The sequence below is a fragment of the Bacillus sp. IBL03825 genome (genome assembly GCF_024712505.1).
In the GTDB taxonomy this organism is placed as follows: Bacteria; Bacillota; Bacilli; order Bacillales; family Bacillaceae_G; genus Bacillus_A; species Bacillus_A wiedmannii.
Genome location: NZ_JAMXKE010000001.1, coordinates 1917240 through 1932802 on the forward strand (window position 1 = coordinate 1917240; position 15563 = coordinate 1932802).

12 protein-coding genes are annotated in these 15563 nt (G+C 33.8%); 10 read left to right on the top strand and 2 right to left on the bottom strand.

Annotation, left to right across the window (positions count from 1 at the left end):
- Window positions 1-465: 465 nt before the first annotated feature.
- The 7 genes from cydA (at window position 466) to NHG49_RS09990 (ending at window position 10268) form a co-directional block, all read left to right on the top strand.
- The gene (gene cydA, locus NHG49_RS09960; RefSeq protein WP_064476356.1) at window positions 466-1869 is read left to right on the top strand and encodes a cytochrome ubiquinol oxidase subunit I; all 1404 of its coding nucleotides are present in this window, start codon (window positions 466-468) and stop codon (window positions 1867-1869) included.
- The gene (gene cydB, locus NHG49_RS09965; RefSeq protein WP_064476355.1) at window positions 1856-2872 is read left to right on the top strand and encodes a cytochrome d ubiquinol oxidase subunit II; all 1017 of its coding nucleotides are present in this window, start codon (window positions 1856-1858) and stop codon (window positions 2870-2872) included. Before cydA ends, cydB begins: the two co-directional genes overlap by 14 nt.
- On the top strand, window positions 2872-4587 hold the full coding sequence (gene cydD / locus NHG49_RS09970; RefSeq protein WP_064476354.1) for a thiol reductant ABC exporter subunit CydD: 1716 nt from the start codon (window positions 2872-2874) through the stop codon (window positions 4585-4587). The genes cydB and cydD overlap by 1 nt, the downstream gene beginning before the upstream one ends.
- Before the next feature lie 2 nt (window positions 4588-4589).
- Window positions 4590-6314, top strand: coding sequence for a thiol reductant ABC exporter subunit CydC (gene cydC / locus NHG49_RS09975; protein WP_258125889.1), 1725 nt, complete (start codon window positions 4590-4592; stop codon window positions 6312-6314).
- A 429-nt stretch (window positions 6315-6743) separates the two neighbouring features.
- Window positions 6744-9305, top strand: coding sequence for a glycosyltransferase (locus NHG49_RS09980; protein WP_149173262.1), 2562 nt, complete (start codon window positions 6744-6746; stop codon window positions 9303-9305).
- A gap of 205 nt (window positions 9306-9510) precedes the next feature.
- Window positions 9511-9732 carry a hypothetical protein gene (locus tag NHG49_RS09985; protein WP_048543215.1) on the top strand — a complete coding sequence of 74 codons (222 nt, stop codon included), beginning with the start codon at window positions 9511-9513 and terminating at the stop codon, window positions 9730-9732.
- Window positions 9733-9821: 89 nt separating this feature from the next.
- The gene (locus tag NHG49_RS09990; protein ID WP_048543214.1) at window positions 9822-10268 is read left to right on the top strand and encodes a DUF6376 family protein; all 447 of its coding nucleotides are present in this window, start codon (window positions 9822-9824) and stop codon (window positions 10266-10268) included.
- Window positions 10269-10357: 89 nt separating this feature from the next.
- Here NHG49_RS09990 and NHG49_RS09995 read toward each other — a convergent pair whose 3' ends face one another.
- Complete coding sequence (locus NHG49_RS09995; protein ID WP_064476351.1) at window positions 10358-11359, bottom strand: S66 family peptidase; 1002 nt, start codon at window positions 11357-11359, stop codon at window positions 10358-10360.
- A gap of 188 nt (window positions 11360-11547) precedes the next feature.
- On the opposite strand from NHG49_RS09995, the gene NHG49_RS10000 reads away from it, so the two are divergent.
- Both NHG49_RS10000 and NHG49_RS10005 read left to right on the top strand, forming a co-directional pair.
- Entirely contained in the window at window positions 11548-12501 is a 954-nt protein-coding gene (locus tag NHG49_RS10000) for a D-alanyl-D-alanine carboxypeptidase family protein (protein WP_064476350.1), read from the top strand.
- Between the two features lie 236 nt (window positions 12502-12737).
- Window positions 12738-13340, top strand: coding sequence for a nitroreductase family protein (locus NHG49_RS10005; RefSeq protein WP_176713072.1), 603 nt, complete (start codon window positions 12738-12740; stop codon window positions 13338-13340).
- A gap of 45 nt (window positions 13341-13385) precedes the next feature.
- On the opposite strand, the gene NHG49_RS10010 is transcribed toward NHG49_RS10005, so the two are convergent.
- A complete protein-coding gene (locus NHG49_RS10010) occupies window positions 13386-13556 on the bottom strand; it encodes a DNA mismatch repair protein MutT (protein WP_141537796.1) in 171 nt (56 codons plus the stop codon).
- 699 nt (window positions 13557-14255) lie between these two features.
- Between NHG49_RS10010 and entFM the strand changes: the two genes are divergently transcribed.
- Window positions 14256-15542, top strand: coding sequence for an enterotoxin EntFM (entFM, locus tag NHG49_RS10015; protein WP_000755538.1), 1287 nt, complete (start codon window positions 14256-14258; stop codon window positions 15540-15542).
- Window positions 15543-15563 lie beyond the last annotated feature (21 nt).

Here is a 15563-nt window from a genome sequence, read left to right on the forward strand (position 1 = left end):
ATACATTTTCTTCTTGACAAAAAACTAACTGATTTCTCCTTTAGTTTAGAGGACATTTTTCTGCGTGAAAGTCAAGTGTATGAAGAGGGAAATGATTATTTTATTGATATGGAAGTAAGTCTTATATTAAAAAAATACATTTTATTAATGAGAAAAATATAATTCAAAAAAATGACAAAAGACATATTTCAGACAAAATGATGTCAATAATACGTCAAAAATCAGTTGAATTTACTATGCAGGTATATTATACAATTCGATTAACGGATAAAACACTACTGAAATAGTGAAAAGGTAAATTTTATGAGAAAGTTCTTTTGTAATGATCTTGAAAACTGAAAATTTATATTTTCTAAAAGTACATAAACAAATTTATCTTTCTATATTTCTAAGATTTGAGTTGTTTTATTCATACAACTCAATCGAAAATACGATATAAAAAATTATGAAGGAAGTGATTGTAGTATGGAAACGCTCGAATTGGCACGAATACAATTCGCATCAACAACGATTTTCCATTACTTTTTTGTTCCGCTGTCTATTGGTTTAGCTTTTATCATTGCATTAATGCAAACGTTATATGTGGTAAAGGGACAAGAAATTTATAAGAAGATGACGAAGTTTTGGACACAAATATTCCTTGTAAACTTTGCGGTAGGTGTAGTAACTGGTATTCTACAAGAATTCCAGTTTGGTATGAACTGGTCAACCTATTCACGTTTCGTAGGTGATGTGTTTGGTCCATCACTTGCGATTGAAGGTTTATTAGCATTTTTCATTGAGTCTACATTCCTAGGTTTATGGGTATTCGGTGAGGATAAATTGCCGAAGCGTGTTCACCTTTTATGTATTTGGCTCCTTTCAATTGGAACAATGTTATCAGCATTTTGGATTTTAACTGCAAGTGCATTTATGCAATCGCCAGTAGGGTATGAAATGGCAGCAGATGGACGTGCACAAATGAATGATTTCTTAGCGATTATTCAAAACCCACAATTATGGGTACAATTCCCGCATACAATTACAGCGGCAATTGCAACTGGTGCATTCTTTATTGCAGGTGTGAGTGCATGGAAAATAACAAAAGCTCAAGAAACTGAAGTGTTTAAAAAATCGTTCCGCATTTCTATCATTGTTGGAACACTTACAACTGCGCTAGTATTATTCTTCGGTCATGCGCAAGCACAACAATTAATTAAGACACATCCAATGAAAATGGCAGCAGCTGAAGCGTTATGGAATACGAGTGAGGATCCAGCGCCATTTACAGTATTTGCGAAAATTGATGCAGAGAAGCAAGAAAATTCGTTTGAAATTCAAATCCCTTATATGCTAAGTCTATTATCATTTGATAAATTTAGTGGTCAAGTAGAAGGAATGAATCAAATTCAAAAACAATATGAAGAAAAATATGGGCCTGGAGATTATATACCGCCAGTACACACTATGTTCTGGAGTTTTAGAGCGATGGTAATGAGTGGAACATTTATGCTTCTTCTAGGAGCATACGGATGGTTCTTATCAAGAAAAGATCGTTTAGCTGAAAAAACTTGGTATTTAAAATTAATGGTGTATGCAATTGCACTACCGTTTATCGGTAATACAGTAGGATGGATTATGACTGAAATGGGACGTCAGCCTTGGGTAGTTTTCGGTGTTATGAAAACGGAAGATGCTGTATCTCCAAATGTTACGTTCGGAGAAGTATTATTCTCTTTAGTTTCGTTCACATCACTATATTTAATTATAGGTGGAATTACTATTTACTTATTCGTTCGTGTCATTAAAGGACATGAGAATAAGAAAACGAAACAGGATTCTCAAAGCCATGATCCATTTGATAAGGAGGATGAGTATGTTATCTCTTAATGAGTTGTGGTTTATCATTATTGCAATTTTATTCGTAGGCTTCTTTGTACTTGAAGGTTTCGATTTCGGTGTAGGTATAGTTTCAAGGTTTTTAGGGGAAAACGATTTAGAGAAAAGAATATATTTAAATACAATTGGTCCATTTTGGCACGCGAATGAAGTATGGCTTGTTTGTGCTGGTGGAGCTATGTTCGCAGCATTCCCGCACTGGTATGCAACTTTATTTAGCGGGTTTTACATTCCGTTTGTATTTATGCTTCTTGCTTTAATTATAAGAGGGGTTTCCTTTAAATTCCGTGCGAAAATAGATAATCATAAATGGAAAGGTTTTTGGGATTGGGGTATGTTTTTAGGAAGTTTACTACCACCTATCCTTTGGGGGGTTGCAATTGCTAACTTTATGGTAGGTATTCCAATTGATGAAACGAAAAATGCTGTAGGTGGATTCTTACCATTACTACATCCATTTGCATTACTTGGAGGAGTTATGTTCCTTCTGCTATGTATTGTTCACGGATTGCAATTCCTTACTATACGTACAACTGGTAAGTTAAGAGAACGTGCACGTATTGCTGCGTTGAAAATTGCACCGCTTGCAATTATAGCACTCCTTATTTTTGCCGGATTGGGATTATGGAAAACAGATATTTTCACTGCCCATGGTACAGAGTGGATTATGGTTCCGATTGGAGCTTTTGTAGCATTATGTGCGTCAACATTATTAAATAAAAGAAGAAGAGATGGTTGGGCTTTCGTTATGACGAGTTTAACAATCATTTTACTAAGTGCGAGTGTGTTCGCCGGCATGTTCCCACGTGTCTTAATTAGCTCGTTAGGGTCAATATACGATTTAACAATTTATAATGCAGCATCAGGAGATTATGCACTAAAACTGATGACGTATTTTTCAATTGCTATATTGCCATTTGTTTTGGGAAGTCAAATATGGAGTTTCTATGTGTTTAGACAACCTGTTAAGTCAGATAAAGATTTGGAGTACTAATGAAAAGAAAAAGAGGACTTCCGTCGTATCCTGGTAGCCGAGTTTTATATGTAGTGTTAACAATCATTAGCATTTTAGAAGCTGTAAGTATTATTGCGCAAACAGTGTTTTTAGCGCGGGCTATTACGTTTTTATTTCAAGGAGAAACTGTGCAATCTTTGTTAAATGAAACGGTTTATTTTGGGATCACGTTTGCAGTACGTCATATGCTAGTGCGAATATCGCAAATATTAGTGGAACGTTTCGCTGAAAAAACAGGATCACTACTGAGAAAACAATTAATAGAGGCGTATTTCACATTAGGTCCACGTTATGTTCAAACTGCTGGAACTGGTCATCTGGTTACCTTATCGATAGAAGGTATTGAGAAGTTTAAAACATATATAGAATTAACAATTCCTAAAATGATTAGAAGTAGTATCATACCGGGGCTAATTGTACTATATGTTTTTACGCTAGATATTGAGTCTGGAATCATTTTAGTTGTAACGATTCCTATCGTGATTATATTTATGATCCTACTAGGATTAGCAGCGCAAAAGATGGCGGATAGTCAGTATGAGTCGTATCGTGTACTTTCTAATCATTTTGTAGATACGTTAAAAGGATTAGAAACATTAAAGTATTTAGGTAAAAGTAAACAGCACGAAGGAAAGATTGAAAAAGTAAGTAAAAGATATAGAAAAGCAACGATGCGTACTTTGCGAGTTGCTTTTCTTTCTTCTTTTGCATTAGATTTCTTTACGAGTTTATCAATCGCATTTGTGGCGGTCGGATTAGGGATACGTTTAATAGATGGGACAATTGTACTATTGCCAGCCCTTACGATTTTAATTTTAGCTCCGGAATATTTTCTGCCGATTAAACAAGTTGGAGCGAATTATCATGCTACGTTAGATGGACAACTTGCAATGGAGCAAATAGAAGAGATTTTACAGCAACAAAAAGAAATAGGAACGAAAGAATCAAATGTAGGTCTAATATGGAATTCCTCTAGTAACTTGAAATTACAAGATGTAAAAGTAAAGAATGATGAATCGGAAAAATCTATATTAGAGGGAATTGATTTTACTTGGAAAGGTACCGGTGCTATAGGTGTAATTGGTGAAAGTGGGGCAGGGAAATCGACGTTAATTGACGTATTAGCAGGATTTTTAACTCCTTCGGGTGGAAAGCTGATAGTAAATGGTGTGGAAATTGACGGGGCTACTCGAGAAGATTGGCAAAAGAATATTGCATATATTCCACAGCAACCTTATATTTTCCCGCTTTCATTAAAAGATAACATTTGTTTCTATGAAACAAATACAACTGATGCAGAAGTGGAAAGAGTTATTAATGAAGTTGGTCTTCGTTCACTCGTTACATCGCTTCCGAACGGGATGTATGAAAGAATTGGAGAAGGTGGACGTATGCTTAGTGGCGGGCAAGAACAACGTGTCGCTATGGCGCGTGCTCTTTTAAGTAAAAAGCCAATTATTCTATTAGACGAGCCTACAGCACATCTTGATATTGAAACTGAATTTGAAATAAAGCAAGCGATGTTACGTCTGTTTGAAGGTAAGTTAGTATTTCTTGCAACACATCGTCTTCACTGGATGAAACAGATGGATCATATTCTTATTTTAAATAAAGGGGAAATGATAGAAAGAGGAACGTATGAAGAACTTTTAAAGAATGAGGCATTACATTTTCACAGGAAAGAGAGGGGATAGAGATGAGTAACTGGATTAAACCTTATATACAGCAAAATAAAGGTAGAATGACTTTAACTATTTTCCTTGGTCTTCTTGGAGTTAGTTCAGGTGCGATGTTACTTTTCATTTCAGGTTATTTAATCTCTAAATCTGCTCTTAGACCAGAAAATGTAATGGCTGTATATGTTCCTATCGTTGCAACACGTGCGTTTAGTATAGGACAAGCGGTATTTCATTATTTAGAGCGTTTAGTTGGACACGATGTCGTACTACGCATATTAGAAAAGATGAGAACGAAACTATACAGAATAGTAGAACCGCAAGCGTTATTTTTCCGTTCACGATTTCAAACGGGCGATATGTTAGGTATATTATCCGAAGATATAGAGCATTTGCAAAACCTATATTTACGTACAATATTTCCTAGTCTATTAGCATTAGTTGTATATAGCATATTCGTACTTGTTATCGGTGCATTTGACGTAGTATTTGCACTTATTGCAGCATGTATGTTGGCTATTATCGTTTTTCTGCTTCCGTTTGTATCATTACTTTTAATGAAGCAACATCATGTTACTTTAAAACAAGGAAGAAGCCGTTTGTATCAACAATTAACAGACGCTGTTTTTGGATTATCAGATTGGCAAGCAAGTGGTAGAAAAGATGAATTCATCGATAAGTATGTAGAGCAAAATAATGAGTTGTTAAAAACGGAAAAAAGAATGAAACGCTGGAATCATATTCGGGACAGTATCATTCAATTAGTAGTGGGGATTGTAGTTATTTCAATGATCATATGGACTGGAAATGAGGCGGCAAGTGAACAGATTGCACCTACCGTTATTGCGGCTTTCGTCTTAATGACGTTATCAGTCACAAACGCGCTTATCCCTCTTTCAGATGCTATCGATCGAATTCCATCATATGTAGAATCTGCTCATCGTCTAAATAAAGTAAAAGCTAATGATGTTTTACAGGATGAAAAGGAATTACATGAGGATAAAGATTATGTTGCATCAAAACATATAGACATTGAATTAAATAATGTATCGTATCGTTACCCAGATAGTAATGAATTTGTATTGAAAGAAGTATCACTGCAAATAAAGGCAGGAAAGAAAATCGCCATTTTAGGAAGAAGTGGAACAGGAAAATCTACTTTGTTAAAATTGTTAGCAGGTGCGCTAAGCCCGTTACATGGTGAAGTTTTATTGAATAGTGAACATGCTCATACGAATCTTATATCAAAATATATCTCTGTATTGAATCAAAAGCCGCATTTATTCGATACGACAATTGGAAATAATGTGCGAATCGGTAAACCAGAGGCTACGGATGAAGAGATATGGACAGCTTTAGAGAAAGCACAATTAGCTTCGCATATAGCTTCTCTTCCAGATGGATTGCAAACAAAAATGCATGAAATGGGAAAAAGGTTTTCTGGTGGAGAAAGACAACGGGTTGCTTTTGCTAGAACGCTAATGCAAGAGGCTCCAATTATTGTACTTGATGAACCTACGATCGGCTTAGATCCAAAGACAGAACTATCTTTAATAGAAACAATGTTTTCTGCAACAGAAGAAAAGACTGTTATTTGGATTACACACCACCTTGTAGGAATTGAACATGTAGATGAAGTTATATTCCTTGATCGTGGCCAAATTGTGATGCAAGGCAGTCATGAACAACTTCTGAAAGAAAACGAGAAGTATCGTAAGCTGTATGAGTTAGATAAAGGAATATAGTTTGAATAAGTAATAATTGTAAAATAGCTACGCCTAATGGTGCAGCTATTTTTTTGTTAAGAAATATATTCTTTTTAAGGTATAGATTTATCTCGCTATTTGCAGGGCAAGATCCGGCTGATGTGAGGAAGTTAGGCGGGAGATTAACTGTACGTAAAAGTCCGATTGGTGAGGGGGATAATCAGAAGGGATGGAGAAGCCCCCCTGATTAAAGTTTCGTTTTATTTGTCTTACATTATTTTATGATAGAAATCAAATGTATAAAAAACAGCTAATCAAATACTTAAATTATTGAATATGTATATTTTGGAGTGAAAAGTAGGATATTTTGTTATGGGCTTGCATAAAAGTATAAAAGTTTCATACGGTTTAAGTAATGTGATATTATGTCGCGTATATAAATAATATGCGAAAAGGTGGAGGGAAAAGATGGGGAAACGTTTTGAAAAAAGTGAAGAGGCGATAGAGCGAATTCCGTTGGTAAGTGTATTAATTCCTACTTATAATCGTCCTGGCTACTTTGAAAAAGCATTGTGTAGTGTATTACAACAAACATATTCTAATATAGAAATTATTGTTGGAGATGATAGCACGAATGACGAAACGGAAAATGTGTTACAAAAATACTTATGTGATCATTCAAATATTATTTATATAAAAAACAGGTCAACTCTCGGACAATTTGAAAATGCGCTAATGTTATTTAATGAAGCGAACGGTGAGTATATAAATTTTTTAATGGATGATGATATATTTCATATGAATAAAATTGAAAAAATGATGAAGTATTTTTTCAATGATTTAGATAATGAAATCAAGCTTGTAACATCTCATCGTCAAGTAATTGATGATAAAGGGAAAGAACTACGACATATTTATTCAACTGTCCGTTTATTTGAAGAGGATACGATTATAGAGGGAACAGAATTAGGAAATAGGGTAATTGTGGATCAAAAAAATTATATTGGAGAACCGACAACAGTTTTATTTCGTAAAAATGATTTACAAGAACCGTATGGGATTTTTGATAAGAGGAGGTATCTATGTAATGTAGATATAGCCTCATGGTTATCTTTATTAAGTAAAGGAAAAGCAGTATATATAGCAGAGACACTTAGTTACTTCCGATTACATTCAGGTCAACAGTTGAATGAATCTAATAAACTTATGGATGGAGTAGAGGATTTTTCACATAGTATTATAGTTGGAGAAAAGTATGGTTTTTTATCTACTGAAAAAGAGTTATATAAAGCGATAACTAATTTCCTAGACTATGCAAAAAAATTAGTTCCATCATCAATATTATATACATTAGACTACTACCGACAAATTAAGCGAAAGGAAATAAATATAGAAAAGAAAAAACAGTATCGGAATAACAACTCTCATTTACCGAAAGTCAGTATACTTATTCCTGCCTATAATAAACCTCATTACTTGGAATTAGCTCTCAAAAGTGCTTTGAATCAAACATATGAAAATATTGAAATAATAATTTCTGACGATAGTACAAACGGTGAAATTCAAGCGATGATCCAACCATATTTAAGTGAATATGAATGTATTACATATGTTAAAAATAAACCTCGATTAGAAGCAGAGAACTTTAATAAGTGTATAGAACTTGCAAATGGAGATTATATAAACTTTTTATTAGATGATGACTTATTTCATCCTGAAAAGATTAAAAGAATGATGAACTGTTTTTTTAGACTAGAAAACATTTCATTTGTGACGTCATATCGGGAATTAATTGATGAGAATGGAAAAGTATTACCACCATCAACATTGAATATGAAAATTGCAAAAGAAACTACACTTTTTAAAGGGAAAGAATTAGGTAATTATATGTTAAAAAACTTAAAAAATGTAGTTGGTGAGCCTACAACAGTTCTGTTTAATCGGAAATTTTTTGAAGGGGCTTTTGGGTGTTTTAAGGGAAAGGGTTATTCAGCTATTAATGACATTGCAACATGGCTAGATATGATGAAGAAAGGAAATGTAGTTTATATAGAGGAACCTCTTAGTTATTTTAGACAACATGGTGGGAAAAATCAAAAACAAATGCAATTTACATTAAGGGCAATTGAAGAATGGACTGAATTAATAATAGATGCATATAATAGTGGGTTTTTAAATCGTGAGCAAGATTATAAAACGTGTTTAACTCATTGTTTGGAAAATGTGGTGTCAATAATTAAGGATACGGTAAAAAATGGACAATTAAATCAAATTGATAATGAAAAGATGGAGAGGGAATTAAATAAGTTAGTTAATCGTATATTTGAGGAAGAAGTATGCTATTGTCAATTTTGCAATCAACAATTTGAAAAATTTTCTCCTTGGCCAGAACATTATGATTTTCCAAAATATAAATTTGAGATGTGGAATAAAGATACGGGAATTTGTTCGGTATGTGATTCGATGGATCGTGAAAGGTTATATCGTGTATATATTGAAATGGAAACGGAGTTATTAAGTGGAAATGATACTATGCTTCATATTGCACCTGAAGCGAAGTTAAGAAGTTGGTTTGCCCAGTATAAAAACATTACATATGTATGTGGAGATATTGAACCAAAGGATCCATTAATGCAGGAAATTGATGTTACTAGAATTCCATATGAAAATGATACATTTGATGTGATTTTATGTGGTCATGTATTACAGCACGTTCAAGATGATGAAAAAGCGATGAGAGAGTTATATAGAGTATTAAAGACAAATGGATGGGGAATTATTCAAGCGCCAATCGTAATGAATGTAGATAGTATTATAGAGAATGAATTAATTTTAACGCCAAAATTGAGAAGATTAGCTTTTGGTCATGAAGAACATGTAAGGATTTATAATCGATCAGGATTTATACAACGATTAATGAATGTAGGATTTAAGGTGGAATTGTATAACATAGCTGAAAAACAAGGAATGAGAAGTGCTAGGAAATTTGGTTTATCTGAAACTGATGTACTCTATATTGTCCGGAAATGAAGAATTGAGGGGAATTGAAATAATTCGCATAATACGGATTATGGGCAGTTAAATCGAAGTTTTGAAGAAGCATTAACCTTAAAAAAAGAATTAATGCTTCTTATTTTAATTATAGAGCGATGTGCATCTTATTTTTAGGTTTTAAATTTAGCTGACAAAGGCAATACTGAGCCATAGTGAATGTAAAGTTGGAGGGCGAGCGTATATGTTTGATGAGGATGGGATTGTTTTAATTATGGAACCAGCTGATGAAAGAAACTTGAGGAGATTTATTTTTTCGGTGCCAAAGTCAGTGTATGAAAAAAAGGGGCTTACATTACACTATGGAGCAGCTATAGGACAAGGATATATGGATATAATTGAAGATATTATTAGCGTACACATAGAAGTAGATGTGGTAACGATTATAGGACATGTAAGAGTCTAGATAGTTATTTAAAAAAGGGTATAGGCAATTTGGCTAGAAGTTATGATAGAGAAAATTGTAGACAATTATAAAGACGAAGGGAGTCTAAAATGAAAATCAAATCAATTTTATTAGTATTTATAGTTTCAATTGGTTTAATGGGATGTTCACTAGTAGAGCAAGGAAAGAACTCTTTAGATTATGCTCAGAAAGCGACAGACTACGTAAATGAAATAAGTGCATTTGCAAATGATGCACCAGCATTAGCTGAAAAAGCCGTTAATGATAGCGAAGCTCGAAAAGAATTAGAAACGAAGCTTAGTGAAATTAAAAAAGATATACCCGCTTTCAATGAATTAACGCCACCTGATGTAGCAAAGGATCTTCATCAGCAAATCGTCGGATATAACGAAAAGTTAAACACATTAATTGATACGGCGATGGCAAAGATAGAAGAAGGTAAAGTGGATGTAGAGCAATTTAAAAACTCTGAGCTTATGCAGACGATAGATCAAGTTCGTGATTTGAAAGACAAGGTTCAAAATTTAGGACAATAATAAAAAGGCTCCGTTTGTGATGAACGGAGCTTTTTTCTGTTTTCTAATGGAAAGTTTATAATATTTTCTTCCTATAATATAAGCTTTTTTTAATTCTTCCATTTCTCTAAAATATGTATTGTTTTATTGGTTGCATCCATGTTCACTTGAACACCTATCGGCATAGTGATCATCGGATGGGTATGACAACAATCAAAGTCAGCTAGTAAAGGGATTCTTTGATTTTGCAGTACTTCCAATAATATTTCGTAAGGTTTGCGATTTGTACCACAATCATCAAACTGCTCATGTTTTCCAAGAATAATACCTGAAACTTTATCAAATACGCCGTTAACCTTAAGTAATGAAAAGCTTCTTTCAATAGTAGCTGCATCTTTTGAGCTATCCTCAATAAATAAAATATCGCCTTCTTGAATGCTTGGCATATAAGAGCTACCCCAAATTCCTTCTATTGTATTTAAGTTCCCACCAATAATACGTCCAGTAGCTTGTCCGTTTGTTACAGAAATCCAATTGTTTGGTCTAAGTTCTTTTTCTTTCGTCTTCTCTTCCCAATTAATAAATTCATCTGACCAAAATAAAGGTTGTTTTATGTTGTAAGGAAGCAATTGATCATGTAGTAATGTTTCTACAAAATATTTGTATGTATTATCTACAAAAGGCTCAAATTCTCCAAAGGAGGGAATGAGTGCTGGACCGTAAAATGTAGGGATTCCTGTTTTTGCATAAATCCCTAATAATAAAGCTGTTGCATCTGAATAGCCAATCATTATTTTAGGGTTATTTTGAAAAGCATCATAATCAATATAAGGTAATAAGGAATTAGAATTCATACCGCCAATTGTTGACATAATACAAGATACATTAGGATTCCTTATTAAAGCATTCAGTTCCTCGGCACGCTCTTGTATACTGCCAGAGCGATAATAATCATATCGACCTGTTAGGGAACCTTCTAATATGTGAAATCCTTTCTGTTGTAAATAAGATTTCGCTCGTTCAAATCTTTTTGGAGAAGTGTATGTTGCTGGTGAAGAGGGCGAATAAATGCCGATTGTGTCTCCGTATTTTAATGTTTTTGGAAGTAGCATCGTAAGAATCCTTTCTATTAAGTAGTTAAATTAAGATAATATAACATTGAATATTCTTATATTTCGGTATTTTAATTGTAACATAAATGTATTAGATGAATAAATATGCCTTTTGCCTTGACGATATAAAGTAATTATTGTTATGGTTAAACGTGAGTGTATAAAAGGTTTGCTAAAGGAGTTTTGAAATGAAGCGGTTAAAATGGGGAAGGCTGACGATCCTAGTAGTCATTATTTTAGGGATATGTTGGTTCTTATTCCAAGGAACTCAAAAGAGTGCAACAAATATAGAGGGACAACCTTTACAAGTGGCAGAACTACCTCAAACAGGATTAGCTGAAAAAGTAGTGCCACCAAAGTACATACCACCTGAAATTGATGCAAAAGCAGCTATGATTATCGATGCGAGTAATGGAGATATTATTTATCAACATAATGAAAATGAAGCTTTTGCGCCAGCAAGTATGTCTAAGATGATGACAGCGTACCTTCTATTAGAAAATGTACATAATGGGAAAGTTCGCTGGGAAGATCCGGTGAAAATGAGTGCGAAAGCGGCACAAACAGAGGGTGCGAGAATCCCAGTCCAAGTGAATGACACATTAACTGTTAAAGATTTGTACCATGCATTAATGATTGAATCAGCAAATAATTCGGCTGTAGCTCTAGCAGAACATATGGCTAAGACGGAGAAAGATTTCGTGCAGCTTATGAATGAAAAAGCAAAGCAGTTAAAAATGTCGGATTATGCTAAATTCGCAAATGCATCAGGACTACAAGAACCTGATGGAAGTGAGACGAAGATGACAGCTGCTGATGTAGCAAACTTGGCGTATCATCTAATAAAAGACTATCCAGAAATATTAGAAGTGACTCACTTACGTCAAAGTCAGTTAGCATTTAATAATATTAATGTTGTAAGTACAAATGATATGTTAAACAAAAATAATAAAGCTTTATATATAGAAGGAATAGACGGATTAAAAACAGGATTCACAGATAGCGCAGGGTATTGTTTTACGGGTACAGCAAAACAAGGTGATACTCGTATTATTACAGTTGTAATGGGAACGAAAGGTAAAACGAAGCGTTTTACAGAGACGAACAAGCTAATGTCTTATGCATTTGGCTTAGTTAATTAAGTGAAATACTGAGTTGGATCATCATATAAGAAAGGCAATTTGTTGTTACTTATTATCGGTAACAATAAATTGCCTTTTTATTTTTAGCATTAGGAAGTAAAAATGTGAGTGTAATTATTTGAGTTTATTATTGTTTGTTGATAGTCTAAAGTTAGAAACTTATTAATGATAAGTTTTAAGAGGCGAAACATGATGTATACATATGAAAAAGCCTCAAATGAAAATTGGAGGGAATTATGATGGCAAAAGATTTTTACACAGCAATTGAAGACAGAAGATCTATTTACGCGATTAGTAAAGAGCAAGTAGTTTCTGATGAAAAAATTCAAGAAGTGATTTATCATGCTGTAAAACATACACCTTCAGCTTTTAACTCTCAGAGCGCTCGCGTTGTCGTCTTGCTAGGAGAACAACATGATAAGTTATGGGATATTACGAAAGAAACGTTACGAAAAATTGTACCTGAAAATAACTTTGCATCTACCGAAGAAAAAATGAATGCATTTAAAAGTGGTTATGGAACGGTTTTATACTTTGAAGACAGTCAAGTAGTGGAAAAACTGCAAGAAAACTTTGCATTATACAAAGAGAATTTCCCAACGTGGTCACAGCAATCCTCAGGAATGTTACAATTTGCAATTTGGACAGCTTTAGAAATTGAAGGATTTGGTGCTACATTGCAGCATTACAATCCATTAATTGATGAAGAAGTGAGAAAAGAATGGGAAGTTCCAGAAAGCTGGAAACTTACTGCGCAAATGCCGTTTGGTAAACCGGTGGTACCTGCAGGTGAAAAAGAATACCAACCTTTAGAAAATCGTGTAAAAATTTATAAATAATGTAGGAACTATAAAAGGTGAACAGGGATACAACCTGTTCACCTTTTATAAGTAATAAGGATTTTTTTGATAGGAATTTTTCATCTGATTTTTTAATTCGTTTTTACGTGTTTCAATAGTTGATACTTTTTGTAAGGTAATAAATGAAACGAATTGGAAAAAAGCATAGTACAATTCTATATTTTTATTTATAGGATCATCTATTATGTTTTTCATAAATATACCTCCTTTTTTAATCCCAATATTTGCGGGCAATAAGACTTCCATCTTAAAATTCAATGTACCGACCTGTAAAAGTTCGATAGGTTTCAGTGTAGGGTAAATAAAATTTGTATTGGTTAACATACCACTATATATATGATAATATAAATATCCTGGAAATTCCATAGTTAGTGAAAAGTAGGTAGTGAGGTGTGTGTTTTCGCCAAATTAGAACAGGATTCTTGAAGTTAAATCTTACAAATCGTCAAATCTTTTAAAAGCGATAGATAGTATCAAAAATAGTTTTCTAAAAATATTATACTATTGATAAAAAAAGTATTTTTTGTCATGATAAGAGTATGCTTCATGGAAGGAACTTTACTAGGAAATACATTCATTGCATTGGATTAGATAAATAGAGTTTTTCAAATTGGATAGAAAATGTATATTAAGATAATGAATGAAATGTCGAATTTTCAATAAAATACATAAGAGAATTGAAAAAAGCATTGCAAAAACAATAAGTTTAATGGTAAAGTTCACATGAAGTTCACACGGAATTCACTTCATTCGTTTAAAATGAACTCTGTGTGAAAAATAAAACTCTTGTTAAAAAATGGAACTTAATGAATATTTTACTTTGATAATATTGTAATGTATTAAGTTTATAAGTTTTTTTAAGAGGATAGTAGGGAAAGGAAGTAAAGACAACTTATGAAAAAAGTAATTGCAGGTTTAGCAGCAGCTTCTGTAGTGGGTGTTGCAGTTCCAGGTATGGATTCTGCTCAGGCACAAGTTTCAAATGAGGCGCTAAAAGAAATTAATGGACAAACTCAAACTCAAACGACTGTAACTGAAACAAAAAAGGTAGAAACAACTTCTGAATTAAAATACACGGTAACAGCTGATGTATTAAATGTACGTTCAGGTGCTGGTACAGGACATAACGTTATTTCTAAAGTGAAATCAGGTCAAGTACTACAAGTAATTGGACAAGAAAACGGTTGGTTCAAAGTAACTGTAAACGGTCAAACTGGTTATGTAAGTGGTGACTTCGTAACGACTGGTGGTAAAACAGGAACTACTGTTCAACAAGGAACTGGTACTTACACAGTAAACGTTTCTTCACTTAACGTACGTACAGGCCCAAGTACATCTCATACAGTATTAGGCTCTGTAAATAAAGGTAAAACAGTACAAGTTGTAGGTGAAGTACAAGATTGGTTTAAAATTAACTTCAATGGTGGAACTGGATACGTAAGCAAAGACTTCGTAACAAAAGGTGGTTCTGCTGTATCTAACGAAACAAAACAACCAACTACAAACAACAATACTACTACAGTTCAAACTGGTGGTTCTTATGTTGTTAACACTGGTGCTTTAAAAGTACGTACAGGCCCAGCTACATACAACGCTGTAATCGGTGGCGTAACAAACGGTACAGTATTAAACGTTACTGGTGCTGAAAATGGTTGGTACAAAATTAACCATAACGGCCGTACAGGTTACGTAAGCGCAGACTTCGTTAAGTTTGTAAAAGGCGGAGTAAACAACGTTACGAATAACAATAACAATAACGTTACAAATAACGTTCAACAACCAGGTAAAGACGTACAAAAACCAACAACAGGTGGAGATACATCTTCAATCGCTGGATTCGCTAGATCTTTAAATGGTTCACCATACAGAACTGCTGGTACAACACCTGCTGGTTTTGACTGCAGTGGATTCATTCACTACGTATTAAATCAAACTGGTCATAAAGGCGCTCGTCAAACAGTTGCTGGATACTGGAGCTCTAAAACAAAAACTAGCAATCCACAACCAGGTGATTTAGTATACTTCCAAAATACTTATAAATCAGGTCCTTCTCACATGGGCGTTTACTTAGGAAACGGTCAGTTCATTAGTGCAGAAACTGATGCAACTGGTGTACGAATTAGTTCTGTAAGTAACTCTTACTGGAGCAAGCACATGTTAGGTTACACAAAAGCATACTAAGAAAAAGTAGTTTTATATACT

Excerpts from the sequence above, each read along its gene's own strand:
- cydA (WP_064476356.1), top strand. The coding sequence starts at position 466 with ATGGAAACGCTCGAATTGGCACGAATACAATTCGCATCAACAACGATT.
- cydB (WP_064476355.1), top strand. The coding sequence starts at position 1,856 with ATGTTATCTCTTAATGAGTTGTGGTTTATCATTATTGCAATTTTATTC.
- cydD (WP_064476354.1), top strand. The coding sequence starts at position 2,872 with ATGAAAAGAAAAAGAGGACTTCCGTCGTATCCTGGTAGCCGAGTTTTA.
- cydC (WP_258125889.1), top strand. The coding sequence starts at position 4,590 with ATGAGTAACTGGATTAAACCTTATATACAGCAAAATAAAGGTAGAATG.
- NHG49_RS09980 (WP_149173262.1), top strand. The coding sequence starts at position 6,744 with ATGGGGAAACGTTTTGAAAAAAGTGAAGAGGCGATAGAGCGAATTCCG.
- NHG49_RS09985 (WP_048543215.1), top strand. The coding sequence starts at position 9,511 with ATGTTTGATGAGGATGGGATTGTTTTAATTATGGAACCAGCTGATGAA.
- NHG49_RS09990 (WP_048543214.1), top strand. The coding sequence starts at position 9,822 with ATGAAAATCAAATCAATTTTATTAGTATTTATAGTTTCAATTGGTTTA.
- NHG49_RS09995 (WP_064476351.1), bottom strand. The coding sequence starts at position 11,359 with ATGCTACTTCCAAAAACATTAAAATACGGAGACACAATCGGCATTTAT.
- NHG49_RS10000 (WP_064476350.1), top strand. The coding sequence starts at position 11,548 with ATGAAGCGGTTAAAATGGGGAAGGCTGACGATCCTAGTAGTCATTATT.
- NHG49_RS10005 (WP_176713072.1), top strand. The coding sequence starts at position 12,738 with ATGATGGCAAAAGATTTTTACACAGCAATTGAAGACAGAAGATCTATT.
- NHG49_RS10010 (WP_141537796.1), bottom strand. The coding sequence starts at position 13,556 with ATGAAAAACATAATAGATGATCCTATAAATAAAAATATAGAATTGTAC.
- entFM (WP_000755538.1), top strand. The coding sequence starts at position 14,256 with ATGAAAAAAGTAATTGCAGGTTTAGCAGCAGCTTCTGTAGTGGGTGTT.